This window comes from Mesobacillus maritimus (assembly GCF_044803185.1).
In the GTDB taxonomy this organism is placed as follows: Bacteria; Bacillota; Bacilli; order Bacillales; family Cytobacillaceae; genus Mesobacillus_B; species Mesobacillus_B maritimus_B.
The window spans coordinates 3,819,937-3,846,074 of sequence record NZ_CP085225.1 but is presented as its reverse complement, the minus strand read 5'-3'; the positions used below and the strand labels follow the sequence as shown (position 1 = coordinate 3,846,074).

The following is a 26,138-nucleotide window of genomic DNA, read 5'->3' as shown; positions in this document are numbered from 1 at the left end:
TGTTTTCTTAAATTGAGAAACCACTTTTGTTTATTTAAGACTTTTTGCAATTTTTAATAGCTGTCGGGTCTCCATCTCTTTTGAATAAAAACGATATAAAGTTCCATCTATTCGAAGTACAATGCTGCGGTCTTTTGATGAATCGTTGATTCCAACAAGACCCTGAATACCTCCAATTTCTACTTCTGTCCACTGCCAGTATTCGTCCTTAGAAGCGATGTCTTTTAGAGATTCACCACTTAGAGTAGCTGAAAACTCAAACTCATGGGTATCGTCTTTATTTCCATACCGTAGCCCAATCATCTGCTGCTTCCCATCAACCATGCCAATGGTAACTTCTCTTAATTTCATATTATTTGGAAGATAAGTTGGTTGTTTTATATCAAATTCTAAGACCTTAAAGGCTTCTTCTGTTTCATTCATATTGAAATGGATGGTTTCAACTTCAACCGTTCGTTTAGTAAAAAGGAAAAGAGAACCGAAGACCAGAACTATAAAAATGGATCCAATGATGAAATAATACTTCATGAGTCCTCCTTTCATCTTGTTTTATTTGAATGAAGCATACAATGAAAAAAATTCGGCATCGTTACCAATGTATATGCACTATTAACATTGTCAATGTCTTAATCCCTGTCCTTTTTGCCATCCATGCCTTATATGTTGTTTTTGTTTGTCTCATTGAAATTTTATCTTTAGGTTTCAATGTATGCTATATTAAAATAATGTTTTAAATTTTCAATAAATTATATTGCGCTCCTTCAGTCATCATTGTATAATTTTAATAGTAGCCGAATACCTCTAAAGAGTTAGCCCTCTTAGGATCCGTAAAAGGCAAATTAAGCGTTTTTGATTCTGAATAATTAGATTTAAACTGTCTAGTCTGAAAACACAGACAAGAGCCGGTTGCATTTTCTGTGCAACTGGCTTTTATTTTTAATCTCTGTTATAGAATACTGATGGTTTTAACCGTTGATTGGAGCGGAAGTCACTCGGCTCCTAGGGGATAACGGGACAGGGGAGACCCCACAGGCGCTATAGCGCCGAGGAGGCTCCCCGTCACGCCCGCGGAGAGCGAGTGCCTGGAGTGGAAATCAACATACCAGTTTAACAGAGCCAAACTTTAAAAGAGGAGATGGAGAAATGTTGGATTTTAATTTAAGTGATGAGCAATTAGCGGTTCAGAAAATGGTAAAGGAATTTGTTGATAAGGAGATCAATCCTTATATTCGTGAGTGGGATGAAAAGGGACATTTTGAATCTTCGATTTTAGGTCGACTTGCGGAACTAGGATTAATGGGGGTATGTATTCCTGAGGAGTACGGCGGTAGCGGAATGGATTACAATACACTAGCAATTGTTTGTGAAGAACTTGAGCGTGGCGATACAGCATTTCGTACAGCAGTTTCGGTTCATACTGGGTTAAATAGCATGACACTTCTTCAATGGGGCTCCGAAGTACAAAAGCAGAAATACTTAGTCCCACAGGCAAAGGGATTAAAGGTTGGGGCATTCGGATTGACTGAGCCAAATGCTGGTTCAGACGTTGCGGCAATGCAAACTTCTGCTGTCCTTGATGGTGACCATTACATACTGAACGGTCAGAAGACGTGGATTTCCCTTTGTGATTATGCTGATCATTTCCTTGTATTTGCTTACACAGATAAAAGCAAAAAACATAATGGCATTTCTGCCTTTATCGTTGAGAGGACAATGCCAGGATTCTCCTCGAAGGCCATTAAAGGAAAGTTAGGAATTCGTGCCGGCAATACCGGTGAGCTCTTCTTTGACAATGTCCGTGTTCCAAAGGAAAACTTACTTGGGCAAGAAGGGGAAGGCTTTAAAATTGCGATGTCTGCACTAGATAACGGTCGCTTTACCGTCGCTGCTGGGGCAGTTGGTCAAATTCGTGCTGCTATCGAAGAAAGTGTAAAATACTGCCATGAGCGAAAAACATTCGGAAAAGAGATTGGGAAACATCAGTTAGTTCAACAGATGATTGCGAAAATGGAAGCTGGTTATCAAATGTCAAGGCTACTTGTTTTCCGTGCAGGTTGCCTAAAAAATGAAGGAAAGCGCAATACCCGTGAAACGTCTCTTGCTAAGTGGCAGGCATGTGATTTTGCAAATGAAGCGGCCAATGATGCGGTTCAAATTCATGGAGCATATGGATTTTCGAATGAGTACCCAGTTGAAAGATTTTTACGTAATTCCAAGGCGCCAGTTATTTATGAAGGAACAAGGGAAATTCACACTGTTATGCAGGCTGAATACCTACTTGGTTACAGAGAAGATAAGCCACTGAGTAATCCACTTCCAGCTTGGCCTTATGAAAAGAAAGAAACTGTTAAGAGTTAAATAAGGATCTGCTATATCAAGCAGGATTCTGCCACTTCGAACACGAATAATTGTACTAATCGTACAAAGAGGTGAAGGCAGATGGCAGAAACGATGTTTGTGGCCGGCCATTCAAGGCTACCAGCTGGAATGGCTGCGAAGAATGTTTATGAGACACTAACCATTACGGTTGAGCTAGATAGGAAGTATGGGGTGATCCTTGAAGCATCTTGCACACTTGCAACCGAACATGGCCGTGACTATATTGGAAGATTATTACGAGGACATAGCATACTCCATGGAGTCGATGACCTGGTCGAAGAGGTAAAACAAAATTATTATGGGAAAGCGACTAATGCCATCATTGCGGCATTAGCGGATCTCCATTACCAATTTCAACAAATAAAACATAAATAATAACAACTTTTACTTCCTTATTCGTTGTAGATACCCGGTGCCAGCTTTTGAAGTGCTGAAAGCTACCGGGTTTCTTTCTTTTCAGACCGGTGGGTAATCCGTAAAAGGGGAAAGGGCTTTTTGAGTTGAAAAAGAATATATATATAGAACTTAATTATTGTTTGAGGTGATTTTCATGGAGGCAGTTATGACTGATAATCTCCCGTTTTCTTTGTTTGTGGCATCTAGTGAGGGAGTCATACGTTACAGCAATGAGGTTTTACTACGATATCTGCCAAACTCTAAGACTATTTATAATCAGCATATTAAGGATGTTTTCTCTAGTTGGAAAGAGTTGCGCGGAGGAAAAATCATTTATGCTTCCTGCCAAGAGAAGAATTGTATCTTTATTAAAGACCACTTTGCCGATTCGGATGATTTGGTCTACATTGGAACATTTTCCTCCGAATTAACTTCGCTCGTTCAAGAGTTGGAGGAGGCTAGGAGAGTAAACCGCGAATTAGATGCGATCATTGAAAATTCCTATGATGGAATCTATATAACTGATAAAGATGGCGTTACAGTGAAAACAAATTCAGCAATTGAGCGTCTCACTGGAATTCCAAAAGAATACTATCAGGGTAAAAAAGTTGAAGACTTAATGAAACGAGGCATTCTTAAAAATTCGGTCACTCATCGAGTACTCGAAAAAAAACGTGCCGTTTCCCTTGTTCAAGAAAATTATTTAGGGCGCGAAACGCTCTTAACAGGAAATCCTGTTTTTAATGAAAAAGGAGAAATTGAGAGTATTGTTACAAATATTCGTGATTTATCCGAATTAAATGAGCTACAAGTTGCGTTAAGTAAAGCAAATCAATTAAATGATAGTTATAAAAAAGAAATTGAACGACTTAAAGGCAAATCGGTGCGTCCAGATGGAGTTATTATCCGCAGTCATTCAATGAAAAGAATTTATGACTCAGCTTTAAGGGTTGCAAATGTGGATGCGACCGTTCTTATACTTGGAGAGACAGGGACAGGAAAAGATGTTTTGGCTCGTTTTATCTATGAAAATAGTGAAAGAAGTCGAAACGGGGAATTTATCAAAATCAATTGCGGGGCAATACCACCTGACTTGCTAGAATCAGAGTTATTTGGCTATGTATCTGGAGCATTCACTGGAGCGAATGCTAAAGGGAAACCAGGAATGTTCGAGTTGGCCAATGAGGGGGTATTATTTCTAGACGAAGTAGGGGAACTTCCGCTTCATCTCCAAGTAAAGTTACTCCGAGTTATTCAGGAAAGAGAAGTCCAACGCCTTGGAGGTACCAAACCTCAAAAATTGAATGTAAGAATTATTGCAGCAACCAATAGGAATTTAAAAGAGATGGTTTCAGTGGGGGAGTTTCGCGAAGATTTATTTTATCGTCTTAACGTGGTTCCAATTGCAATTCCGCGTCTTGCGGAGAGAAAAGATGATATTTTGCCTCTTGTATCGTATTATTTCACTGTTATGAATACGAAATATCACAAGAAAAAGAATGCCTCTTCAAGCCTGAATGATTTTTTCTACCAATATAGCTGGCCAGGAAATGTAAGAGAGTTGGCCAATTTGATTGAGCGGTTGGTTCTTGTCACAGAAGAAGAGGAACTAAAGGTAGAGCATCTGCCTATCGAATATCGTGAGGCAAAAGAGGTCACCCTTGAGGTTAATGAAATGATGACCTTGAAAGAAGCCGGTGAATTTGCTGAGCGAAAGATCCTCCAACTAGCATTAAAGAAATATACGAATACGTACGAATTAGCAAAAGCTCTTAAAACAAGTCAGCCAACAATTGTCAGGAAGTTGAAAAAATATAAACTAAATGCTAATGATGCCTAAACAAAAACCACTATTTGTAGATGAATAGTGGTTTTTGTCATTTGTTTAAGTAAATTGTTAGGTTATGTGATTCAAAACTGTATCGTAAATTCAAAAATGAATCATTAGAATCAGCCTACTACTAGGCTTTTACATAAGAAATGTGATTCATTATTGAATCACTGACAATAAATAAAACATTCTAAATATTGATATAAATAGGTTTCCAAGTTTGGCACGCTTCTTGCATATTTAAAGGGTATACGAATTAAAGGGGGAAATACATATGTTAGCAACACTTCCACAGGAAATTGAACAAATGAAACAAATGGTGAAGAACTTTGTCGAGAAGGAAGTCGAACCTTTTGCACAGCAAATTGAGGATGAGGACCAAATTCCTCAGCATTTAATTGAACAGGCGAAGGAATTAGGCTTATTTGGAATCAGTATTCCCGAGGAGTATGGTGGTATTGGTTTAAATACAGTTGGGAAAGCGGTTGTACTTGAACAGTTAGGTCGAACACATAATGGCTTTGTCAGTTTAATTAGTGCCCATACAGGAATTGGAAGTACAGGTCTTGTGAAGTTGGCTTCTGATTATTTAAAACAGAAGTATTTACCAGATATGGCGGCAGGGAGAAAAATAGCTGCGTTTGCACTATCAGAACCAGGAGCAGGGTCCGATGCAACCAATTTGGCAACTAGAGCTGAAAAGGTTGGAGATAAGTGGATTTTAAATGGAACAAAGCATTTTATTACGAATGCTCCAGTAGCGGATGTATTTACGGTCTTTGCAATGACAGATAAAGAAAAAGGCGCCAAGGGTGGAATTACTGCATTTCTTGTTGAAAAGGGTTTTCCAGGATTCACGATTGGCAAACAAGATAAAAAGATGGGCTTAAAAGGTTCCTATACGGCTCAGTTAATTTTTGAAGATTGTGAGGTTCCAGCGGAAAACGTAATTGGAGAAGTTGGAATGGGATATATGTCAGCATTAAAAATACTAGGTGAAGGCCGTATTGGCTTGGCTGCAAGAGCGGTAGGTTCATGTGATAAGTTGATAGAGCTATCTGCATCTTATGCAAAGGAAAGAATTCAATTTGGACGTCCAATTGCCGATAATCAAGCCATTCAATGGATGCTGGCGGATATGGCTACTGAAACGGAAGCTGCTAGAACTCTCACATTAAAGGCAGCTTATATGGTCGATGAAGGAAAGACCGTGATTAAGGAAGCTTCAATGGCAAAGTTGTTTGCATCCGAGGTATTTAATCGTGTTGCTGACAAAGCAGTCCAAATTCACGGTGGAATGGGATATGTATCTGATTACCCAGTAGAACGCTTTTACCGTGATGCAAGGATTACTAAAATCTATGAAGGTACGAATGAAATTCAGCGTTTAATCATAGCTAGAAGAATTTTAGAAGAAAATTAATGTTGTCAATGGGTAGGCATGATCCGAAAAACGAATAATTTAAGATAGAGAATAAACTTGCTTTAATGATAGGCGCAGGGAAAGAGTTTGGAGTTCTTAAAGGGACAGTTCTTTTCTCTGTCAGTCCTGCTATTTGTAACGGGACAGGTGTTTTCGGTGATGGAGGCAGCGCATAGGGACTTCTATAGGCTGTAAAGGAGGGAAGAGTATGGAAAATACACAGAGACCAAAGGTAATTGACACTTCGATAAAAGAAAAACAGGCATATGTCGAGGAGCTATGGAACTCTCGTAAAGAGGGTTGGAATAAATCACGAGTACTTATGTTGATCATTTCACTGCTCGCAATCGGAATGTCTGTTTTTCATGTATATACTGCCGGCTTTGGCACGCTACCTTCATGGGAACAAAGAAGTATCCATGTTGTTTGGGCATTGATTCTAATATTCCTATTGTTCCCATTTAAAAAGGGCGGGAAGTTCGGAGTAGTCGATATACTTTTTGTTCTTATCACGATGACAGTAGGTGCCTACATCATTTTTGGTGCAGAAGGTATTCAAAGTAGACAAGGGAATGTGGGCACAAATGATATGGTTTTTGGTACCCTCTTACTTGTGCTTGTTCTCGAGGCTACAAGGAGAACTAACGGCTTTTTCATGATGTTAATCGGATTATTTTTCCTTGTATACATCTTCTTTGGTCAATACTTCCCTGGAATACTTGCTCATCCGGGGGCTAGATATGGCAAAATGATTGACCAAATGTTTAACAGTACCTTGGGGATTTTTAGTTCCCCGATTTATGTGAGTTCGACGATACTAGTGTTATTTGTGGTGTTTGGCTCATTTTTAATGAAATCGGGAGGCGGACAATTCTTCACAAACTTTGCCTTTGGGGCATTAGGGAACAAAACAGGTGGTCCAGCATTATCATCTGTTGGGGCAAGTGCTCTAGTTTCAACAATTACTGGAAATGGTGCAGCGAATGCTGCGATTACGGGTTCCTTTACAATTCCTTTAATGAAGAAACTTGGTTATTCTAAGAAATTCTCAGCCGCAGTTGAAGCAGTAGCATCACAGGGTGGTCAAATCATGCCACCAATTATGGGAGCATCCGTGTTTATTATGGCGGAAGCAACTGGAGTTCCTTATATTAAACTAGCCTTGTATGCACTGATACCGGCTGTGATTTACTTTTTAATTGCTGGCTTTATGGTTTACTTCCATGCAAAGCGCCTTAAACTAGCTGGCATACCAAGGGAACAGCTTCCTGACCCAATGAAAATTCTTTTAAAACAGGGTTATTTATTTCTCCCAATCTTAATTATTATTGGCTTGATGATTTATGGTTATAGTCCTATGAAAGCGGGATTTTATGCAATCCTGATAACAGTAGGAATTAGTTGGATTCGTAAGTCAACAAGAATGAGTTTTTTGGATATTCTTGCTGCTCTTGAAACAGGAATCAGGGGATCACTTGCGGTTATTGCAGCTTGTGCAACAGCGGGAATTATCGTTGGGGCCGTTTCATTGACCGGTCTTGGCTTGAATTTTTCAAGATTTGTCATTGACCTTGCTGGCGGTCAATTATTTCTCCTACTACTCTTGATTGCAGTAGCTTCAATAGTACTTGGAATGGGGATGCCAACGGTTTCCGCCTATGTCATTCTTTCTGTATTAGGAGTTCCTGCTCTTGTTGATGCAGGGGTTAATCTAATTGCGGCCCATATGTTTGTCTTTTATTTTGGAGTATTGTCAGGGTTAACGCCTCCAGTTGCCATTACGGCGTATACAACGGCAGGTATTGCAGGTTCTAATCCAAATGCTACTGCATTGTACGCAATTAGGATTGGAGCAGGTGGGTTTCTTATCCCGTTTATATTCGTTTATAATCCGGAGCTGTTGCTACAAAGCGAGAATACTTTGGAAATTATCCTAGCTGTTGTAAGCGCTCTATTTAGCTGTTTTCTCTTTTCAGCTGCGATTGAACGGTATTTGGTCAATGAATTGAACTTGATTCAAAGAATCTTAATGTTTACAGCTTCAGCTGTCCTTGTTATTCCGGGATTACTAACTGATATTGTTGGACTTGGCTTGTTTTTGCTAGTGTATCTCTGGCAAAAACGTACAGTAATGGAATCAACAACGAAACAATTAAACGTTTAAAAACAAGGAGCGATTTTGTTGAAAAAATTAAAATTGAGTTTACTATTGCTGATTTGTACTACTTTACTACTAGCTGCATGCGGTTCTGGTGGAAATGACGCTGCCTCAGGAGAAGAAGGCAAGTTAGACGCACCTAGCAAGTTTTTGCGCATAGGATCTGGTCCTATGGGATCTGGTTGGTTTCCAATTACGACGGTGATGTCGGAAATCTATATGGATAATTTTAGCGGGTTGAATGCTTCACAAATTGAAGGGGGTTCTACAGCTAACTTAAGGTCTTTGGATGTTGGGGATGTTGAAATAGCTCTCAATTATACATCTGATTTCGCAGATGCCATTAAGGGAGAAGGAAGCTTTGATAAAAAGATTGATACTGTTACAGGTGTAGCCTCCTTATATCCTGTTTACCAAACCATTGCTACTCTTGAGAAAAACGAGGATATTAATACAATCGAAGATATTGTCGATAAGCATATCTTTCTTGGACCTAAGGATGGCGGTGGTCCGGTTGCATTCTGGAGAATGATGGCGGAGTACGGAATTGATGAGAAAACGATTGAAGAGGCAGGAGGAAAAATCTCCTATGGTAGCTATAATGATGGCGCTTCAATGATGGCAGACGGCAATGTCGATGTATTCCTTGGAGGTGGTGCCCCTGCAATTCCATCACTACAGGAAATTGAAATGACCAACCAAGTGAAGGTTCTGCCAATCGATCAGGATAAACTAGAAAGCATTAGTAAAAAGGGGTTAGGTATTTCCTATGATAATGTACCAGCCGGAACGTATAAAGGCCAGGATGAGGACATCCCAACTTATACAATGGTTACCATGTTGACAGCTCATAAGGATTTAGATGAAGAATATGTATACAATCTAACAAAAGTATTCTGGGATAACATGGATTCGTTTGAAGCACAAATTCCTGAACGTGCAAAGCATTTCACCCTTGATACTGTTTTGGATGGTATTGATCCAGAAACATTACACCCAGGTGCGAAAAAATATTATGAAGAGCAAGGTGTATTGAATTAATAAGCAGTGAGGTGAAGTGGATTGCAAAATATAGAAAAACGGCCATGGTACAAATATTACAACCAAAATGCTGATATAGAGATACCTGAGATTTCTCTTTACTCAATGCTTGAAGAGACCGTGAAAGTTTACGGTGATAAAACAGCCATCATTTTCGAAGATGAGAAAATCAGCTATCGTCAGCTGAAAAACCAAGTGGATCTCTTAGCTGGAGCTTGGAAGGATCTGGGCTTTAAGAAAGGAGAACGACTCGGCTTGATGTTAGCCAACCATCCTGACTATGTGATTAGCTATTATGCAGCACAGGCACTTGGAATTACCGTGGTTCAAATCAATCCAATGTATACACCTAGAGAGTTGCTGCAAATAGTGAACGATTCGAAAGTATCCTCCATAGTTGGAGATCCTTTATCGATGAAAACCATTCAGGAAGTGAACGATTTATATAAGTTTAGGTATTTAATAGGTTCCCAAATTGAAACTTGGGGTGAAGAGGATTTTAAAAGTCTTGACAACCTCATCCCTTTTGCCACCCCAATTCAGGGACCCGAAGAAGTGAGTATACACGACGATGTCGCTGTTATTCAATACACGGGTGGAACCTCGGGGAAAATGAAGGGGGCAATGCTGACCCATCAGAATCTTGTTGCGAATGTGGTTCAGAGTTACTCGATGTACGGAGAAAACATGGTCAAAGGTCAAGAAACCGTGTTGACCGCAACGCCTTTATATCATGTGTATGCGATGACAAGTGCTATGAATCTTGGAATCTTTATTGGTGCAGAAATTCTACTGTTCCGAAAGTTTGACGTCACTGATGTATTAGAAAGGATAAAAAAATATCAGCCGACCTTTTTTCCAGGGGTTCCACGAATGTATATCTCTTTTGTAAATCACCCTGATATTGAAAAGTACAAATTGAACTGTTTAAAGACTTGCTCCTCTGGCTCAGCTCCGTTACCAGTAGAGGTAATTAAGAAATTTGAAAAGCTAACAGGAGCGACGATTGGAGAAGGCTTTGGTCTATCCGAAGCTTCGCCCTCCACCCATCGAAATCCCCCATTTGGAATTAGAAAAGTGGGGAGTATTGGAATCCCGATGCCGCTTACAGACTGCATGATTGTTGATGATGCTGGCAATGAATTAGGAACCAAATCCGTCGGAGAATTATTGCTGAAAGGCCCTCAGATTATGAAAGGTTATTGGGGGAATTCAGAAGAAACCGCCAAAGCTCTTCAAGATGGCTGGCTACACACAGGTGACCTAGCAATGATGGACGATGATGGATATTTTTACATTGTTGGTCGGAAAAAAGAGATGATTATTGTCGGTGGCTTCAACATCTACCCGCAGGAAATTGAAGGTGTGTTGTATGAATACCCTGATATTCAGGAAGCTGCAGTTGTCGGAATACCACATGAGGAACAAGGTGAGTTGGTAAAGGCTTACGTTGTTCCAAAGGATGGAATGCAGATAGACCTTGAGGAATTAAAAGGGTATTGCTATACAAAACTAACGCCCTATAAAGTCCCGAAGGTCATTGAAATCAGGGAGAAGCTTCCGAGGAATACAGTCGGCAAGTTATTAAAAAGACTGCTAGTAAAGGAAGAGCTTGAGAAAGGAGAGAAGAACGATGCCGGTTGAAAACATAAATAAGGTGGCCGTAATTGGGGCTGGTACGATGGGAGCCCAAATTGCAATGGTCTGTGCGTTGGCACAATATCAAGTGGTTCTGCAGGATGTAAGCCCAGAAAGCCTTGAAAAAGGCAAAGGAATCCTAGTAGAGCAAATGGGAAAAAGGGTGAAAAAAGGGAGGTTATCTGCGGAAGAAGTAGAAGAGGCCTTTAAGAAAATAGTATTCACTACTTCATTAACTGATCTGAAGGATACCGATATCGTCATTGAAGCGATTGTTGAAAAAGTTGATATAAAGAGAGACCTATTTACCAAGCTTGATGAGGTCACACCAGCACATGCGATTTTGGCAACTAATAGTTCAACGATCGTAAGCTCTAAGCTTGCCGACGCGACGAATAGACCTGATAAGGTATGTAATGTTCATTTCTTTAATCCAGCACTTGTAATGGAGCTAGTCGAAGTCGTTCGCGGACCACATACTTCTGAAGAAACAGCTGATACCGCTATGGCCTTTGTGAAATCAATCAATAAATATCCTGTGCTATTAAACAAGGAGATATCAGGTTTTGTCGCAAACAGAATTCTCGGAAAACTAATGGATGAAGCGGTCTACCTACTTGAAAATGGAATCGCCAGTCATGAAGATATTGACATTGTATGTAAGAAAGCACTGAATCATCCAATTGGACCATTTGCTTTAATGGATTTGACAGGCATCGATGTTAATTATCTTGTTCGAATGCAGCGTTACCAAGAATCCGGAGATGAAAAAGATAAACCGGCAAAAATTGTACAAGAAAAAGTTGAAAAAGGCGAACTTGGCAGAAAGACTGGAAAAGGATTCTATACGTACGATTCTGTACCAGCAAAAGTTTAGGAGGGGGAAAACGAATGAATATTTTTGTTTTATTAAAAAGGACATTTGATACAGAAGAAAAAATTACGATTGCTAAAGGCGCAATCAATGAAGAGGGCGCAGAATTCATTATCAATCCTTATGATGAGTATGCAGTAGAGGAAGCTATTCAACTATGCGATAACCATGGCGGTGAAGTAACGGTTGTAACTGTTGGAAATGAAGAAGCAGAAAAACAGTTGCGTACTGCGTTAGCAATGGGTGCAGACAAAGCGGTTTTAATTAATACGGAAGACGATCTCGAATCAGGAGACCAATATACAACGGCAAAAATTTTAGCGGAATACTTAAAGGATAAAGAAGCAGACATTGTTCTTGCTGGGAACGTAGCGATTGATAGTGGCAGCGGTCAGGTCGGACCGCGTGTGGCTGATTTATTAGATATTCCATACGTAACAACAATTACGAATCTAGAAATCTCTGGAGAGAAAGTTACAGTTGTTCGCGATGTGGAAGGTGATTCAGAGACGATTGAAACGAAGCTACCAGTTCTCGTTACTGCACAGCAAGGGTTGAATGAACCGCGCTACCCATCATTGCCAGGAATCATGAAGGCAAAGAAAAAGCCACTTGAAGAGCTTGAACTAGATGATTTGGATTTGGAAGAAGACGATGTTGAAGCGAAAACAAAGGTGGTTGAAATCTTCCTTCCGCCAACAAAAGAAGCAGGTCGTGTCCTTGAAGGGGAGCTTAATGCACAGGTAAAAGAACTTGTGAACCTACTCCATAAAGAAGCAAAAGTTATTTAAAGGGGGATAAAGAATAATGGCGAAGAAAGTAACAGTTTTAGGTGAAGTTCGTGATGGAGCACTACGGAACGTATCTTTCGAGGGAGTAGCAGCTGCTAGGAAAATTGCAGAAGATGGGGAAGTTGTCGCTGTCCTTCTAGGTTCTTCTGTTAAAGGCTTAGCTCAAGAAATGATTGTAGCAGGGGCAGACCGAGCTGTCGTTGTTGAAGATGAGAAGTTAGCTGGTTATACATCAGATGGATATGCACAGGCCTTGTTAGCGGTCGTGGAACAGGAAAATCCTGAGGCGATTCTTTTGGGTCATACAGCACTTGGAAAAGATTTATCTCCTAAAATTGCCAGCAAACTTGGCTGTGGTCTTGTATCTGATGCTGTAAATGTAGAGGTTGAGGGTGGAAATGTTGTCTTTACCCGTCCAATCTATTCAGGCAAAGCCTTTGAAAAGAAAATTGTAACCGATGGAGTAATTTTTGCGACAATTCGTCCTAATAATATCCCACCACTAGAAATAGATAGCTCACGTACAGGGGAGATTTCGGAGGTTTCTGCTGAAATCAAAGACCTTCGGACGATTGTCCGTGAAGTTGCGAAAAAAGCGACCCAAGGCGTTGATCTTTCCGAGGCAAAAGTGGTTGTTGCCGGTGGGCGTGGAGTCAAAAGTGAAGAAGGGTTTGAACCACTTCAGGAGCTAGCAGATTTGCTCGGTGGAGCTGTAGGTGCTTCACGCGGAGCATGTGATGCTGAGTATTGTGATTACTCCCTTCAAATCGGGCAGACAGGGAAAGTGGTAACCCCAGACCTTTATATTGCTTGTGGAATTTCCGGAGCTATCCAGCACCTTGCGGGGATGTCAAACTCTAAGGTCATCGTTGCCATCAATAAGGATCCTGAAGCCAATATTTTCAAAGTAGCAGACTATGGGATTGTTGGAGATTTATTTGAAGTTGTTCCGTTACTTGTCGAAGAGTTTAAGAGTTTACTAGTAAAGGCTTAAAGGAAGAGCCTCCGTTTAGGCGGGGGCTTATTCCGATTAGTTAATGCTGATTCAAAAGAATATTGTTGCTGGTCAATTATGAAGGAATATAAACTAGATTATTTTGGAAGGAGCAGGAATGATGGGAGAAAAGCAAAACATTGTCATTGTTAGTGCGACCCGTACACCAATTGGTCGTTACGGGGGTTCTTTTAAAGAGGTTAATTCAGGGTTTTTAGCCAGCCATGTTGTCAAGGAAGCAGTAAAACGTGCGAACATTTCCGGTGATCAAGTGAACGAAGTGATATTAGGAGAGGTGAGACAGAGCACAGAATCATCGAATGTGGCCAGGGTTGCGGCGTTGAGGGCGGGCATTTCTGAAACCGTCCCGGCGTTTACGATTAATCGACTTTGTGCGTCAGGGATGCAGGCAATTGCTTCTGGTGTTCAGCAAATTCAATCAGGTCAAGCGGAAATTGTTGTTGCCGGTGGGACGGAAAGTATGAGTTGTTCGCCTGTTTATTTACGTGGATCGCGTTTTGGTGGTGACCGCGCTCATTTAGTCGATTCCAATACGGAAGCAGGTCAGCAGCCAAAAGAAATATACGGTGATAATCTTGGAATGGGGATTACCGCAGAAAATGTAGCAGAAAAATATCAGGTATCTCGCGAAGATCAGGATGCGTTTGCAATTGAAAGTCAGCGTCGAGCAAGTGTCGCCATCGAGGAAGGAAAATTTAGAGAGGAAATTGCTCCGTTTGAGGTTAGAACAAAAAAAGGTTCAATCGTTGTGGATACGGATGAGCATCCGCGCCCGGATACGACAATTGAAAAGCTTGCTACCTTGAAGCCAGCGTTCCGTAAGGGTGGAAGCGTGACAGCTGGTAATGCATGTGGCCGTAATGATGGTGCCGCTGCTGTTGTTTTAATGACAGAAGAAACAGCCGACGCAAAAGGGGTAAAACCGCTTGCGCGCATCGTTGATTGGGCTGCTGTAGGGGTATCACCGGAAATTATGGGAATTGGTCCAGTTCCGGCTGTGAAAAAGTTGCTTGAACGTACTGGTAAAAGCATTGAAGAAATTGATTTGTTTGAATTAAATGAAGCCTTTGCTTCTCAAGCTTTGGCAGTAATTCGTGAGCTTGGCCTTGATCAAGAAAAAGTTAATGTCAATGGCGGAGCAATTGCCCTTGGTCATCCGGTTGGAGCCACTGGTGCTCGAATTGTAACGACTTTATTGTATGAATTAAAGAGACGGAATCAGCGATATGGAATTGCGACACTTTGTGTCGGCGGCGGCCAGGGAATGGCGATTTTAATAGAAAATATTACCGAGTAATAGAGGAGCTGAAGCGCTTTGAATTTTAAAAATATCGAAATCACCCAAAATGGGAAACTTGCTTATATAGTCATTAATCGGCCTGAGCTTCGAAATGCGTTAAATACGGAGACACTTCAGGAAATCGCTGGTGCTCTTGATCTGCTGCAACGAGATGATACGGTTGGCTGTGTTGTTTTTACAGGAAAAGGGGAAAAGTCGTTTGCTGCAGGAGCGGACATTGGTCAGCTAAAGGAAAAAACGTTCCTTGATGTCTTTAAACCAAACAGTATGCAAGAGGTCTACGATAAGATTGAAATGTACGATAAGCCTACAATTGCCATGGTTAACGGCTTTGCGCTTGGGGGTGGCTGTGAACTAGCACTTTCTTGTGATATTAGGATTGCATCCTCGAATGCAAAGTTCGGGTTGCCTGAATTGAATTTATCTATCATACCAGGAGCGGGTGGTACCCAGCGTTTGGCAAGGGTTGTGGGTAAAGGGATTGCACTCGATATGATTCTTACCGGGAAAATTCTAGATGGCGAACAAGCGCATCGAATTGGTTTAGTTTCGGATGTCGTTTCGCCAGAGGAACTCGAAGAAAAGACCGTAGAAGTGGCAGAGAAGATATTAGCAAAAGGTCCGCTAGCCGTGAAGTTAGCAAAGCTTGCCGTTCATTCTGGATTCGAAACGGATCAAAAAACAGGGTTGATTATTGAAAAGCTTGCACAGGCGGTCCTTTTTGCAACAGAAGATAAGAATGAGGGGACAGCTGCTTTTACTGAAAAAAGAAAACCAGAATTTATGAATAGGTAAAATCTAATCTAAAACTCTTGTACTAAATCGGAGCTTTCGTTTATAGTTAAGGACAAACATTTAACTATAGGAAGGCGTTCAATATGTACAAGAGTTTTTATCATTTCTTAATGAAATACCGTCATCCGAAGCCAAAGGATGATATCAGTCGTTTTGCGAATAATGCGTATGAAGACCATAGCTTTCCAAAGAACTCAGAGGACTATGATGAGGTAAGCTCCTATCTTGAGTTTAACGGTCAATACCTTGAGAGCATGGCCATTTTTGATGAAGCATGGGAGATTTACTTGCAGACAGAAGGATAAAATGTACGAAAATATATTTACTTCGATTTTCTATTGAGGCCCTCGGTTATTTATCGGGATTAGGCCTCTTTTCTTTTTTAGGCGTGTCGATTTAATCATCCTCCGCATATAATGTGGTAATAACTCACGACGCATCATTGAGAGGATGGAGGAAATGGAAAACAAGAAAAAACCGAAATATAAAATCGGTGATACAGTCGTGATCACAATCTATGGAACCGTTGGGAAGGTAACAAATGTTAAATGGCTTGACGGGCTGTACGTATATGAAATAAATAAAGGCCAAGGGTTGTATCTTGAATCAAGCCTAATGCCGTTAGATGAATACGAAGGAAAGCTCCTTGAAAAAGAGCATATTGATATAGAATATAAGTTTTTCTTTGGCGACCTTGTCCAAGTAAAAGGATATGGTTCGGATCTTTTTAAAATCGTCGGATTTCGAACAGAAATCTGGCGTTACAAGGAGGATTCCTGGGAGGATGTTATTTATGAGCTCTCCCGAATCAAGGACGGTGAATGGCTCGAAGCTGGGGAAGAAGAACTAACGCTTATCGCAGACGCCGAAAGTGCCGATATTTTTATCAAGAAGTTTGGATTGTTGTTAAACACGGACAAGAAAACATTGCCTGCTCCAGAAAACAAAAAACAAACTTCTTCGAATCGAAAATCGGAAAAAGAGGAGTTGCGAAAAAAAAGCATGAAACAGAGTTTAATTGACAGCATGCTTGATATCTATAATGATTATCGTATTCTTTACTTGTGGTTTGGAGATGAAGAATATGCGCATGTCATGAAAGTCATCTTGCGAAAGTTAGCTGTAATCGTTAATGACGGAAAAAGTCATGTTTAAATGGTGAAAAATTGGCTTACCACATAAATCAGATACGGAACGCCTAAAAATACAATCAGCTTAAAAAGCCAGTCAGTCCCCTTTTCCATCACATCAATTAATACACTATCCTCAGAATTAAGGTCTTCTGTAACAGCTTGTGCAACTAATTTTACTTTTCCCATATCAATCAACACCCCTTATGAACTATGTTGATAAATTCTATGCTTGTCCAATAAAGGATAGACTTCTAGTTTCGTTAATTTGGAATTTTTAAAAGGCTTCCATTGTAAAGATGCATGAAATAGTAGGTGCATTCATACATTCAGTACAAAGGGGGCGATTCTGGTGAAGGAGATTGAAGTTTTCATTGATACGGAAGAAATTGCGGAATTTTTCTTTCATGAGTTAGTCAAAAGGGGATACGTTCCCAATGAAGGTGAATTGGAGGAAATTGCAGACATTACCTTCGAATATCTTCTAGATAAGTGTATCATCGATGAGGAAGTCGATAATGAATGATAATGAATAAGGAGGCGGGCCGTTTTGGTCCGCCTTTTTTAATAGATTGAATGTGACAAAAATCTGAAACTTTTCTCTTTATACATAAACGCTGAAGGAAAAAAGTAAGATAAAAGCGAACCTTTAGGATAGGAACAGTGCACATTTAACATTGGTTAAATACATAATAAAAAAATTTTTAATATGTAAGCTAGAGGAGGAAGATGAGTATGTCACTATTTAATAAGGCTCTTGCTAGTATTGGGATTGGGTCAGCACAGGTGGATACAAAATTAGAGAAGGACAAAGTAGCCCCTGGTGGCGAAATTAGAGGCATTGTTCACATTAAAGGTGGCAATACAGAGCAAAAGGTAGATGAGATATATCTAAGTCTTAACACAACTTACTTAAAAGAATCGAACGATCGCAAGCTCAATGTACCAGTGGTGATTGATCGTTTCCGTTTAAATGAACCTTTTTCCATTGGTCCAGGAGCAACGAAGGAAATCCCTTTCTCTATTGTGTTACCATTAGATGTACCAATTTCAATTGGTCGAACAAAAATTTGGGTGACAACAGCACTGGACATCAAAAATGCCGTTGATCCATCGGACAAAGATTACCTTCAGATTGTTCCAAACAGACTGATGGATTCGGTTTTAAATGTTATTGAGGATTTAGGCTTTAGGCTACGGGAGGTAGATTGTGAACAGGCACCATACCGTATACGTAAAAGATTACCATTTATTCAAGAGTTTGAATTTGTTCCTATAATGGGGCCTTTCCGTGGTCGCTTGGATGAACTAGAACTTGTCTTTTTTCCAGTTTCTGAAAATGAGGTCGAGATTTATATGCAGGTAGATCGCAGGGCACGGGGTCTTGGCGGTTTTCTCTCAGAGGCTTTAGAAATGGATGAAAGCAATATCCGCTTCTCTGTTACAACTAGTGATTTACCAGGGTTAAGGCAGAAATTAGAATCAATAATCAATCGATATAGCTAAGAGAGGAACGATGAAGCAGGTTAATTGCTTCATCGTTTTTTCTTTTATTGTTTTCGTTCGCGCGCAGACACGATCTCTTTTGCATGTGCATTGTGTTCTGCGATAATTGCTTCTGGTGAGATATGGTTATTCTTTTTTGGAGAGTTGATTCGATTACGGTGTTTTTTTCCCAAAGTTAAAACTCCTTTCAGGATAGGTTATTTCATTCTGCTGGCCGGCTTTTGGAATCAATCCAAAAGGAAAGGGCAAGCTAGTTCTAGCTTTTCCTTACGTAGTGAAAATAACCTAACGAAGGATTTCCCAGCTTACACATATTATGGTATCATTTTAACGAATCTGCTTAAGTAAAAGATGGAGGGTTAGACAATGAGTGTACACATCAATGCAAAAGAACATGAAATTGCGGATACAGTATTACTTCCAGGAGATCCATTACGAGCAAAATATATTGCTGAAACATTCTTGGAGGATGTTCAACTGTACAATGAAGTTCGAAATATGTTTGGGTATACCGGTACATATAAAGGGAAAAGAATTTCTGTTCAAGGTACAGGAATGGGAGTACCATCCATTTCAATCTATATAAACGAATTAATGAACAGCTATAATGTTCAAACACTTGTCCGTGTGGGCACATGCGGGGCCATCCAAAAGGATGTCAAGGTTCGTGATGTTATTTTGGCAATGAGCGCCTCTACTGATTCACAGATGAATCGCCTGACATTTGGTGGGGTTGATTACGCTCCTACCGCTGATTTTGACCTCCTTTTAAAGGCGTACCATGCAGGTCAAGAGAAAGGGTTGAATTTGAAAGCTGGAAATGTATTTACAGCTGACCAGTTCTATAATGACAATGCTGAGCTTGAGAAATGGGCAAAGTATAATATCCTAGCAATCGAGATGGAGACAGCTGCACTTTATACGTTAGCAGCAAAACTAAACCGCCGGGCATTATCTGTTTTAACAGTCAGTGATCATATTCTAACAGGTGAAGAAACAACTGCCGAAGAGCGTCAAACAACCTTTAACGAAATGATTGAAGTTTCATTAGAAGCTGTTATAAAAGAATAATGAAAAGCCCCTTTCCACATAGAAAGGGGTTTTTTTTAGGTATAAAAGGGAAACCTACTGTGAATATTTATGGTAACTAGAAATTGCCATGAATAGGATGAGTGTTATGAAAAAGTTTTGGTTGCTTTGTTTAGTGGTTTTCTTCTTATCAGGTTGTACTTCAATGGAGTTATTGATGGACAAGTTACCCTTTATAAATAGTACAGATTATACCGGTGAGGGAAGTTCATCGAAATCTACACAAGAAGGGTCTGCTTTTAAAGAACTAAATTCTACTAGTGAACAAGCTTCTGAAGATGAAGGAATGTTGTTAGAGGGAGTAATTTTTAATGAGATTCAAACGGTTAATGGAGAGGAAGTAATTCAAAATGCTTCCAATCTATTTGCTTTAGTTAATAAAAACTTTGGGTTACCAGCCGAGTATTTTCCAGATGATTTAGTTAGGCCAAATGTTTCCTTTTCTTTTGGTAATGAGGATGTTGAAAAGAGTAAGTTACGGAAGGAAGCTGCAAAGGCTCTAGAGAGAATGTTTGCTGATGCAGAGCAAAGCGGGGTTATGCTATATGCTGTTTCAGGCTATCGTTCGTATGATCGCCAAGAAACACTCTTTACTGCTGAAGTACAGAATATAGGGGGGAAAATGGCTGTAGAGGCTGTAGCTACACCTGGAAATAGTGAACATCAAACCGGTTTGGCTATGGATATCTCAAGCAGGAGTGTTGGCCTAAGCTTAACTGAACAATTCGGAGTAACACCTGAGGGCAAATGGCTAGAAAAGAACGCACACAGGTTTGGGTTTATTCTTAGGTATCCTAAAGGGAAGGAACATTTAACCGGATATATGTATGAACCATGGCACTACAGATACGTGGGTCACGAAGTTGCGAAGGAAATCTATCGAAATGATTGGACGTTAGAAGAGTATTTTGAAAAGGCCAAGAAAATGAAGGACAGTGTCTAGTATTGATTGTATCAATGAAGAAGACAGCGCAAATCTGAAGTGCTGTTTTTTTAATTTGTCTAAAAATAGGCGCCCGTTATTTTTCTGTTTTTTTTTGTATAAAAGTGTTATTCTAAAAAATAGGAATTGAATATAGCCTAGTGATTGAAAGTGGTGAAAAAATGGACCAAGAGAAACCGAATGGTGAAAGTACAGAGACAGAAGGTCCTTCTGCACAATTGGGAGAGACTGATTCAAAAGAGAATGTTATGCGAATCAAAAAATTTCATTTTGCTATGCTTTTATTTTTCATTGTCTTCATTACAGCAGGAATTACAACCTTTGCTTTAGCATTTGGCGATGATGATAAGAAAGTAGTACAAGTGATTCGTGAACGAGAAGAATTTTCTAAACTATACGAAGCCTATGATACGTTAAAAAATAATTATTATACTGATTTAAATGAACAGCAGCTAATAGATGGGGCCATAAGTGGAATGGTTGAATCCTTAGATGATCCTTATTCCGATTATATGAGCTTAGAGGATGCAAAAAGTTTCCACGAGAGTATATCTGCTTCCTTTGAAGGGATAGGAGCAGAAATACAAGAAAAGGATGGGCATATTGCGATTGTTACTCCTTTAAAAGGCTCACCTGCGGAAAAGGCCGGCCTACTCCCTGAGGATCTCATCTTGACTGTAGATGGGGAAAGTATTCAAGGAATGAGTACAACTGAAGCTGTTGCATTAATTAGAGGAGAAAAAGGAACAAAGGTGAAGTTGACTATTCAACGTGGTGATGCTGAACCAACAGAGGTTACCATTACACGGGATACCATTCCGATTGAAACAGTATACGGTGAGATGCTAGAAGACGGCGTTGGAAAGGTCCAAATTACAAACTTCTCTGAACATACTTTTGAAGAACTTGAGGAGGTTTTGAAAGACCTTCAATCTCAAGAGATGAAAGGGCTTGTACTTGATCTACGTCAAAACCCAGGTGGGTTGCTTGATCAAGCAATAAAGATTACCAGCTTATTTGTACCAGAAGGCGAACTACTATTTAAAGTAGAAGATCGAAAAGGCAATGTTCAAGAGTATCCATCAGTTGGAGGCAATGAAGGGGACTTCCCATTAGTTGTTGTCATAGATAAAGGAAGTGCTAGTGCTTCAGAAATTTTAGCAGGCGCAGTTAGTGAATCTGCTGGGGTTCCTTTAGTTGGTCAAAACACTTTTGGAAAGGGAACGGTCCAAAGGGCCGAAAACTTCCAAGATGGTTCTAATCTTAAACTAACTACTGAAAAATGGTTGACTCCAAATGGAAATTGGGTTCATCAAAAAGGGATTAAGCCTGATTATGAGGTGTCAATGCCTGATTATGCGTCCCTGCCATTTATTGACCCTGAAACCGAGTTAAAGCTTTCAACAGCATCAGAACAAGTTAAAGCTGCTCAAACGATGCTGAAGGTTCTCGGCTATGATCCTGGACGAGAAGATGGTTATTTCGATGAAAAGACTAGTGAAGCTGTGAAACAATTCCAGAAGGAAAAAGAACTTGAAGAAACGGGTACTTTAGAGGGAAGCTCTACCATGGAGTTAATGACAGCAGTTCGAAATAAAATGCTCGAAGATGATCCACAGCTGAAAAAGGCAATTGAAGTTGTCAAAGAAAAAATAAATAAGAAATAAAAAAAGGATGGTCAATTCAACGTTCAGTACGAACTAGTTGAATTGGCTATTTTTTAAATGAGGATAACCGCTATTTTTTCCAAATCCTGTTATTGTGTAATCAATTGTATAGTGAGGTAGGAAAACGGAAAAACTTTTTTCGCAGACCTTAAATGGAAGCGGTGAAAAAAATGCGGGTACTTCATTTGGCTATCATTCTTGTGCTCAGTTTAACAATGGTCGAGCAGAAGGTCGAAGCTAAAAAAGGGGAAAACGAAATGCTTCCATGGGAGCAGGTAAACCAATTGCTCCCACGCTACAGTAAGTTTATTGTGGAGGATTTAGAAACCGGGAAGAAATTTAAGGTTCAGCGCAGGGCAGGAAGTCGACACGCGGATGTACAACCACTTACTTCCAAAGACACGAAAATGATGAAGGAGATTTTTAATGGGAAGTGGAGTTGGAAACGGCGAGCTATTATTGTACATTCTAAGGAAAGGAAAATTGCCGCATCTATGCACGGGATGCCACACGGTGCTGGTGCACTAAAGAATAATTTTCCTGGACATTTTTGCATTCATTTTTACGGGAGTACAACACATCGTACCAATTTCATGGACCTTTCTCATAAATTGATGATTCTCAAATCCGCTGGAGATTTGGAACACTTTTTGGCGAATAGCAATCCATATGATTTGGCTAATGCCTATTTAGCAGGTTTAAAGCAGCAGGATGCTAAAATTGTCTCCTTAACTTCTTTTCAAGAATTTGATTGGGCCATGGTTCTTCCTGAAATCGAAAATATAACGGTAAATAGAATGGCTGTTTTGCCAGTCGAAGACTTAAAAGGCGAAATGACTTTGAATGTTCCAGTTAGTCTCACGATGCATTTGCGTGGGATTGGACACCGGCGCTACGATGGAACATTAAAGCTGGTACGATTTACCCCTTATGAAGGCTGGAAAGTTGATTCAAATTCCTTCCTTGGTGATAATAACATTTCGTTCCAAATAAAAAAGGCTGAACCGATTGGTTAATGGTTTCAGCCTTTTTATCTAGTTTTGCTCACCAAATTTGATGAACGTTCTTTCATCCTCAATTAGACCGCACACCCCGCATTGTACTCTTAGTTCAGGCCCCCTGTAAGGTGTATGGAAAGGGTCCAACTGTGTGTTGCTATATTCCTCTACAACCTCTCCAGACTGTGGATTGAGCTTCACAGGTTGAGGGACTTGTTTAATTAGATTAAACCTACTCTTATTGGTACGGCAATTTGGACAACGGTAAGGGACATTCATTTTATCACTCCTTCATCATGATTATTATCATTATTTTTTGCATCATTTGGATTGTTTATGTAAGGCTCTTTTCTCAAAGATTGTTGCTTTCGGAGCTAAATAGAACATTAATGCCATGTTTTTCATTGAAAAATAACTTTAACGTATGAGAAAAGAGCGGCAAACTTAGTTATGACGTACTAATACGCTTTTTCTGCGTTAAAATCGGCTTTAGGATTTTAACAACCAACCTTACGAATACAGACTTATGTAAAGAGGATAACTGTAGATAGATTCTTTATTAAAAGAGGAGCGTAAGCCATAATGGATGAAATCAATTTCACCTTCCTTCTTCGTGAATACCGGAAACTTTGGAACAACCGTCAGCTGAGCTCAAACTTAAATGCCGAAGTAAACCTTAAGGAAGCCATTCTGAGAGAATTAAGGGATGAGAACACTCATCCTCGAGTTAGAAAAACGTTTTATGAAAAATATTATCTGGGCACAAAAAGAATTATTGAATCTACATTGGAAAATGAAGATAAGATTAAGCTCTTGCACCAGTACAAAGAATTGATGATTAGCCTCGAAAAAGAAAATGAATCTCGTTAGAGTGATAATGCTTTAACGATTTTTGGGGGAAAGTGGAACAAACTATTAGCTAAAAGTGTTTCGTCATAGTCACAACTCTTCTTATAAATTTCATAATATCAATAGAATTTTAACGGTATAATGAAAATGAGCTAGATTTATGTCCAGAAATGTAAAAGTTTGATAAAAAAATAGAAACGGATGCAAATTGTGTTGAGGGAGAGAGAAGGATGTATCCTGTTAGAGTATTGATCATTGATGATGAAGAAGATATGAGAGATTTGGTGCAAATCTATCTAGAAAACTCCGGATATCGCTGTTTTCAAGCAGAGAGTGCGGCAATGGCTTATGATATTTTAGAATATGAACAGATAGATTTGGTCATTTTAGATATTATGATGCCCGGGGAGGACGGATTTGTTGTTTGTGAAACGGTTCGCTCGTTCTCACAGGTTCCAATCATTTTTTTATCCGCAAAAGGTGAAGAATGGGATAAGGTTAAGGCATTGCAGCTAGGAGGGGATGATTATATCGTTAAGCCCTTCAGTCCAGGTGAGCTTGTTGCAAGGATTGCAGCTGTGTTGAGGCGTACTTCCCCAACAATTCAAGAAGAGAAGATTGTTAAGTATGGAAAAATATCAATTGATAAAAAGGCACGACGGGTTAGTGTGGATGGCAAAATCATACCATTAACTCTAAAAGAATTTGAGCTACTAAATTTCTTGATTGACCATGCTTCACATGCATTGAGTAGAGAACAGTTGTTGGAGCATGTTTGGGGAATTGATTATATTGGGAGCCTTAGAACGGTTGATACACACATAAAAACGTTAAGAATGAAATTAGGAATTGGAGATTATATTCAGACGATTTGGGGAATCGGCTATAAGTTTGAGGTTGTCGGTTCATGAAACACCTAGCAGATAGTTTGCTAAAAAAGTTGTGGCTAACCATTACGATCGCGGTCCTGATTACGATTTCTGTCTCTTTTATTTTATCCTATTTATTTTATGAAAAATTGTATGTGGATCGAATTGAAGAAAATCTCCTTGAAACCGGAGAAATGCTTGCACAGGACTATCAAGGAGGACCGCTGTCAGAGGATTTAGAAGCTAAAATTAAATGGTTCAATGAAAAGTCTGAAATGGAGGTTTTTTTGGTTCATAGCTCTGTGGAGTTAACTAGTTGTCTACCATTTGAGACTAATAATGATACATTATTTCCATCTGAAGATTTAGCACAACTCGAAAAAGGACAGATTATCGCAAAAATAGGCTTTGAAGAATTTTTTGGTCGTAAAATGATTGCCGTAATCATTCCCTTAATTGATGATGATATTCTTGAGGGAATGATTTTTTTGTATGTCCCTCTTGCTAAGATTTCAGAGCTAACAAAGGACTTTTCTTATCTTTGGCTTATAGGTGGAGTGGCCTTCACTGTGGTTGCATTAACGATAGGGTATATCATGATTGATCGGTTAACTCGCCCACTGGTGGATATGAAAAGGGCTGCAAAACGTGTATCTAAAGGTGATTACTCTACTAGAGTAGTTATCCATTCAAAGGATGAGGTTGGACAACTAGCAGCAGCCTTCAATCAAATGTCTGCTTCCATTCAACAAGAAGATGAGCGAAAAAGAGAGTTTTTAGCGGATGTATCACATGAACTTCGGACACCGATTTCCTATATTAAAGGATATAGTGAGGGGTTAGCTTCTGGGGTCATTCAATCCCCCCAAGAACAAGAGAAATATCTCAAGCTTATCAATAGAGAAGCGGGGAGGATGGGCAAGCTTGTTTCAGACTTGCTTGATTTATCGAAGATTGATGCTGGACAGTTTACGCTTGAAAGACATCCTTTTCCGTTAGCTCAGCTCATAGAGGATTTCGTTCAAAAGTATTTACAGGTGCTTAACGAGAAACAAATTACGTTGTCAGTTCACCTTAATCCCGACATTATCATCGATGCTGATGAAGGGAAAATTGAACAAATTTTGCAAAATATCATGGATAATGCGGTCAGATATACAGACAGTAGCGGAACAATTACTATTAGCTTAGAAAAACATCCATACGGGGCTAGCGTTGAGATTTCTGATACGGGGATTGGGATTCCAGAGGAAGACTTAATGAACATTACAGAAAGATTTTATCGAGTAAATAAAGCAAGGTCTAGGAGCAATGGTGGAACAGGCTTAGGGTTAGCCATTGCCGAAAAGCTCATTACGCTTCATTACGGTAAAATTGAGATTGAAAGTGAATTAGGGAAAGGAACGACTGTCCGGTTATTATTCAGGATTATTTAGTAGTATAGGG

Annotated in this window: 27 protein-coding genes; 23 read left to right on the top strand and 4 right to left on the bottom strand. The window is 39.7% G+C overall.

The window, feature by feature from the left end; genetic code table 11:
• Nucleotides 1–30: 30 nt before the first annotated feature.
• Complete coding sequence (locus LG336_RS18610) at nucleotides 31–528, bottom strand: DUF4367 domain-containing protein (protein WP_404328985.1); 498 nt, start codon at nucleotides 526–528, stop codon at nucleotides 31–33.
• A gap of 615 nt (nucleotides 529–1,143) precedes the next feature.
• On the opposite strand from LG336_RS18610, the gene LG336_RS18605 reads away from it, so the two are divergent.
• The 14 genes from LG336_RS18605 to LG336_RS18540 all read left to right on the top strand — a co-directional run bounded on the left by LG336_RS18605 (nucleotide 1,144) and on the right by LG336_RS18540 (nucleotide 16,796).
• Nucleotides 1,144–2,358, top strand: coding sequence for an acyl-CoA dehydrogenase family protein (locus LG336_RS18605; protein ID WP_404328984.1), 1,215 nt, complete (start codon nucleotides 1,144–1,146; stop codon nucleotides 2,356–2,358).
• Between the two features lie 81 nt (nucleotides 2,359–2,439).
• The gene (locus LG336_RS18600; RefSeq protein ID WP_404328983.1) at nucleotides 2,440–2,754 is read left to right on the top strand and encodes a DUF3870 domain-containing protein; all 315 of its coding nucleotides are present in this window, start codon (nucleotides 2,440–2,442) and stop codon (nucleotides 2,752–2,754) included.
• 187 nt (nucleotides 2,755–2,941) lie between these two features.
• Nucleotides 2,942–4,615 carry a sigma-54 interaction domain-containing protein gene (locus LG336_RS18595; RefSeq protein WP_404328982.1) on the top strand — a complete coding sequence of 558 codons (1,674 nt, stop codon included), beginning with the start codon at nucleotides 2,942–2,944 and terminating at the stop codon, nucleotides 4,613–4,615.
• A 265-nt stretch (nucleotides 4,616–4,880) separates the two neighbouring features.
• Nucleotides 4,881–6,029 carry an acyl-CoA dehydrogenase family protein gene (locus tag LG336_RS18590; protein WP_404328981.1) on the top strand — a complete coding sequence of 383 codons (1,149 nt, stop codon included), beginning with the start codon at nucleotides 4,881–4,883 and terminating at the stop codon, nucleotides 6,027–6,029.
• A gap of 208 nt (nucleotides 6,030–6,237) precedes the next feature.
• Nucleotides 6,238–8,193: a TRAP transporter permease gene (locus LG336_RS18585; protein WP_404328980.1), complete on the top strand. Its 1,956-nt coding sequence runs from the start codon at nucleotides 6,238–6,240 to the stop codon at nucleotides 8,191–8,193.
• A gap of 18 nt (nucleotides 8,194–8,211) precedes the next feature.
• Nucleotides 8,212–9,228, top strand: coding sequence for a TAXI family TRAP transporter solute-binding subunit (locus tag LG336_RS18580; RefSeq protein ID WP_404328979.1), 1,017 nt, complete (start codon nucleotides 8,212–8,214; stop codon nucleotides 9,226–9,228).
• Between the two features lie 21 nt (nucleotides 9,229–9,249).
• Nucleotides 9,250–10,872, top strand: a complete 1,623-nt coding sequence (locus tag LG336_RS18575; protein WP_404328978.1) for a long-chain fatty acid--CoA ligase — start codon at nucleotides 9,250–9,252, stop codon at nucleotides 10,870–10,872.
• Entirely contained in the window at nucleotides 10,862–11,743 is an 882-nt protein-coding gene (locus LG336_RS18570) for a 3-hydroxyacyl-CoA dehydrogenase family protein (RefSeq protein ID WP_404328977.1), read from the top strand. Before LG336_RS18575 ends, LG336_RS18570 begins: the two co-directional genes overlap by 11 nt.
• Nucleotides 11,744–11,757: 14 nt before the next feature.
• Complete coding sequence (locus LG336_RS18565) at nucleotides 11,758–12,531, top strand: electron transfer flavoprotein subunit beta/FixA family protein (protein ID WP_404328976.1); 774 nt, start codon at nucleotides 11,758–11,760, stop codon at nucleotides 12,529–12,531.
• 16 nt (nucleotides 12,532–12,547) lie between these two features.
• Nucleotides 12,548–13,525, top strand: a complete 978-nt coding sequence (locus LG336_RS18560; RefSeq protein WP_404328975.1) for an electron transfer flavoprotein subunit alpha/FixB family protein — start codon at nucleotides 12,548–12,550, stop codon at nucleotides 13,523–13,525.
• 118 nt (nucleotides 13,526–13,643) lie between these two features.
• Nucleotides 13,644–14,843, top strand: a complete 1,200-nt coding sequence (locus LG336_RS18555) for a thiolase family protein (RefSeq protein ID WP_404328974.1) — start codon at nucleotides 13,644–13,646, stop codon at nucleotides 14,841–14,843.
• Between the two features lie 18 nt (nucleotides 14,844–14,861).
• Nucleotides 14,862–15,641 (top strand): enoyl-CoA hydratase/isomerase family protein, encoded by a 780-nt coding sequence (locus LG336_RS18550; protein WP_404328973.1) that lies wholly within the window; start codon nucleotides 14,862–14,864, stop codon nucleotides 15,639–15,641.
• A gap of 83 nt (nucleotides 15,642–15,724) precedes the next feature.
• A complete protein-coding gene (locus LG336_RS18545; protein WP_090749779.1) occupies nucleotides 15,725–15,946 on the top strand; it encodes a YozE family protein in 222 nt (73 codons plus the stop codon).
• A 154-nt stretch (nucleotides 15,947–16,100) separates the two neighbouring features.
• Complete coding sequence (locus LG336_RS18540; protein WP_404328972.1) at nucleotides 16,101–16,796, top strand: hypothetical protein; 696 nt, start codon at nucleotides 16,101–16,103, stop codon at nucleotides 16,794–16,796.
• On the opposite strand, the gene LG336_RS18535 is transcribed toward LG336_RS18540, so the two are convergent.
• A complete protein-coding gene (locus LG336_RS18535; protein WP_404328971.1) occupies nucleotides 16,793–16,960 on the bottom strand; it encodes a hypothetical protein in 168 nt (55 codons plus the stop codon). The two genes, LG336_RS18540 and LG336_RS18535, sit on opposite strands and share 4 nt — an antisense overlap.
• 163 nt (nucleotides 16,961–17,123) lie before the next feature.
• Between LG336_RS18535 and LG336_RS18530 the strand changes: the two genes are divergently transcribed.
• Nucleotides 17,124–17,297 carry a YozD family protein gene (locus LG336_RS18530; RefSeq protein ID WP_221872779.1) on the top strand — a complete coding sequence of 58 codons (174 nt, stop codon included), beginning with the start codon at nucleotides 17,124–17,126 and terminating at the stop codon, nucleotides 17,295–17,297.
• A gap of 209 nt (nucleotides 17,298–17,506) precedes the next feature.
• Nucleotides 17,507–18,277 (top strand): sporulation protein, encoded by a 771-nt coding sequence (locus LG336_RS18525; protein WP_404328970.1) that lies wholly within the window; start codon nucleotides 17,507–17,509, stop codon nucleotides 18,275–18,277.
• Between the two features lie 44 nt (nucleotides 18,278–18,321).
• Here the strand turns inward: LG336_RS18525 and LG336_RS18520 are convergent, their stop codons facing one another.
• Nucleotides 18,322–18,450 (bottom strand): hypothetical protein, encoded by a 129-nt coding sequence (locus LG336_RS18520; protein WP_404328969.1) that lies wholly within the window; start codon nucleotides 18,448–18,450, stop codon nucleotides 18,322–18,324.
• Nucleotides 18,451–18,643: 193 nt separating this feature from the next.
• On the opposite strand from LG336_RS18520, the gene deoD reads away from it, so the two are divergent.
• The 4 genes from deoD (at nucleotide 18,644) to LG336_RS18500 (ending at nucleotide 22,992) form a co-directional block, all read left to right on the top strand.
• Nucleotides 18,644–19,348 (top strand): purine-nucleoside phosphorylase, encoded by a 705-nt coding sequence (gene deoD, locus LG336_RS18515; protein ID WP_404328968.1) that lies wholly within the window; start codon nucleotides 18,644–18,646, stop codon nucleotides 19,346–19,348.
• Nucleotides 19,349–19,454: 106 nt separating this feature from the next.
• Entirely contained in the window at nucleotides 19,455–20,309 is an 855-nt protein-coding gene (locus LG336_RS18510) for a D-alanyl-D-alanine carboxypeptidase family protein (protein ID WP_404328967.1), read from the top strand.
• Between the two features lie 161 nt (nucleotides 20,310–20,470).
• Entirely contained in the window at nucleotides 20,471–21,976 is a 1,506-nt protein-coding gene (locus LG336_RS18505) for a S41 family peptidase (protein WP_404328966.1), read from the top strand.
• A gap of 152 nt (nucleotides 21,977–22,128) precedes the next feature.
• Nucleotides 22,129–22,992, top strand: coding sequence for a hypothetical protein (locus LG336_RS18500; RefSeq protein WP_404328965.1), 864 nt, complete (start codon nucleotides 22,129–22,131; stop codon nucleotides 22,990–22,992).
• An 18-nt stretch (nucleotides 22,993–23,010) separates the two neighbouring features.
• Here LG336_RS18500 and LG336_RS18495 read toward each other — a convergent pair whose 3' ends face one another.
• A complete protein-coding gene (locus LG336_RS18495) occupies nucleotides 23,011–23,253 on the bottom strand; it encodes a DNA alkylation repair protein (protein ID WP_404328964.1) in 243 nt (80 codons plus the stop codon).
• A gap of 303 nt (nucleotides 23,254–23,556) precedes the next feature.
• Between LG336_RS18495 and LG336_RS18490 the strand changes: the two genes are divergently transcribed.
• The 3 genes from LG336_RS18490 (at nucleotide 23,557) to LG336_RS18480 (ending at nucleotide 26,128) form a co-directional block, all read left to right on the top strand.
• Nucleotides 23,557–23,844, top strand: coding sequence for a hypothetical protein (locus LG336_RS18490; protein WP_404328963.1), 288 nt, complete (start codon nucleotides 23,557–23,559; stop codon nucleotides 23,842–23,844).
• Between the two features lie 209 nt (nucleotides 23,845–24,053).
• Complete coding sequence (locus tag LG336_RS18485; RefSeq protein WP_404328962.1) at nucleotides 24,054–24,734, top strand: response regulator transcription factor; 681 nt, start codon at nucleotides 24,054–24,056, stop codon at nucleotides 24,732–24,734.
• On the top strand, nucleotides 24,731–26,128 hold the full coding sequence (locus LG336_RS18480) for a sensor histidine kinase (protein WP_404328961.1): 1,398 nt from the start codon (nucleotides 24,731–24,733) through the stop codon (nucleotides 26,126–26,128). Before LG336_RS18485 ends, LG336_RS18480 begins: the two co-directional genes overlap by 4 nt.
• Nucleotides 26,129–26,138: the final 10 nt, after the last annotated feature.

Coding starts and splice junctions, on each gene's coding strand:
- LG336_RS18610 (WP_404328985.1), bottom strand. CDS start 528: ATGAAGTATTATTTCATCATTGGATCCATTTTTATAGTTCTGGTCTTC.
- LG336_RS18555 (WP_404328974.1), top strand. CDS start 13,644: ATGATGGGAGAAAAGCAAAACATTGTCATTGTTAGTGCGACCCGTACA.
- LG336_RS18500 (WP_404328965.1), top strand. CDS start 22,129: ATGGAAGCGGTGAAAAAAATGCGGGTACTTCATTTGGCTATCATTCTT.
- LG336_RS18480 (WP_404328961.1), top strand. CDS start 24,731: ATGAAACACCTAGCAGATAGTTTGCTAAAAAAGTTGTGGCTAACCATT.
- LG336_RS18535 (WP_404328971.1), bottom strand. CDS start 16,960: ATGGGAAAAGTAAAATTAGTTGCACAAGCTGTTACAGAAGACCTTAAT.
- LG336_RS18590 (WP_404328981.1), top strand. CDS start 4,881: ATGTTAGCAACACTTCCACAGGAAATTGAACAAATGAAACAAATGGTG.
- LG336_RS18505 (WP_404328966.1), top strand. CDS start 20,471: ATGGACCAAGAGAAACCGAATGGTGAAAGTACAGAGACAGAAGGTCCT.
- LG336_RS18490 (WP_404328963.1), top strand. CDS start 23,557: ATGGATGAAATCAATTTCACCTTCCTTCTTCGTGAATACCGGAAACTT.
- LG336_RS18585 (WP_404328980.1), top strand. CDS start 6,238: ATGGAAAATACACAGAGACCAAAGGTAATTGACACTTCGATAAAAGAA.
- LG336_RS18540 (WP_404328972.1), top strand. CDS start 16,101: ATGGAAAACAAGAAAAAACCGAAATATAAAATCGGTGATACAGTCGTG.
- LG336_RS18485 (WP_404328962.1), top strand. CDS start 24,054: ATGTATCCTGTTAGAGTATTGATCATTGATGATGAAGAAGATATGAGA.
- LG336_RS18605 (WP_404328984.1), top strand. CDS start 1,144: ATGTTGGATTTTAATTTAAGTGATGAGCAATTAGCGGTTCAGAAAATG.
- LG336_RS18525 (WP_404328970.1), top strand. CDS start 17,507: ATGTCACTATTTAATAAGGCTCTTGCTAGTATTGGGATTGGGTCAGCA.
- LG336_RS18565 (WP_404328976.1), top strand. CDS start 11,758: ATGAATATTTTTGTTTTATTAAAAAGGACATTTGATACAGAAGAAAAA.
- deoD (WP_404328968.1), top strand. CDS start 18,644: ATGAGTGTACACATCAATGCAAAAGAACATGAAATTGCGGATACAGTA.
- LG336_RS18510 (WP_404328967.1), top strand. CDS start 19,455: ATGAAAAAGTTTTGGTTGCTTTGTTTAGTGGTTTTCTTCTTATCAGGT.
- LG336_RS18570 (WP_404328977.1), top strand. CDS start 10,862: ATGCCGGTTGAAAACATAAATAAGGTGGCCGTAATTGGGGCTGGTACG.
- LG336_RS18495 (WP_404328964.1), bottom strand. CDS start 23,253: ATGAATGTCCCTTACCGTTGTCCAAATTGCCGTACCAATAAGAGTAGG.
- LG336_RS18600 (WP_404328983.1), top strand. CDS start 2,440: ATGGCAGAAACGATGTTTGTGGCCGGCCATTCAAGGCTACCAGCTGGA.
- LG336_RS18560 (WP_404328975.1), top strand. CDS start 12,548: ATGGCGAAGAAAGTAACAGTTTTAGGTGAAGTTCGTGATGGAGCACTA.
- LG336_RS18595 (WP_404328982.1), top strand. CDS start 2,942: ATGACTGATAATCTCCCGTTTTCTTTGTTTGTGGCATCTAGTGAGGGA.
- LG336_RS18545 (WP_090749779.1), top strand. CDS start 15,725: ATGTACAAGAGTTTTTATCATTTCTTAATGAAATACCGTCATCCGAAG.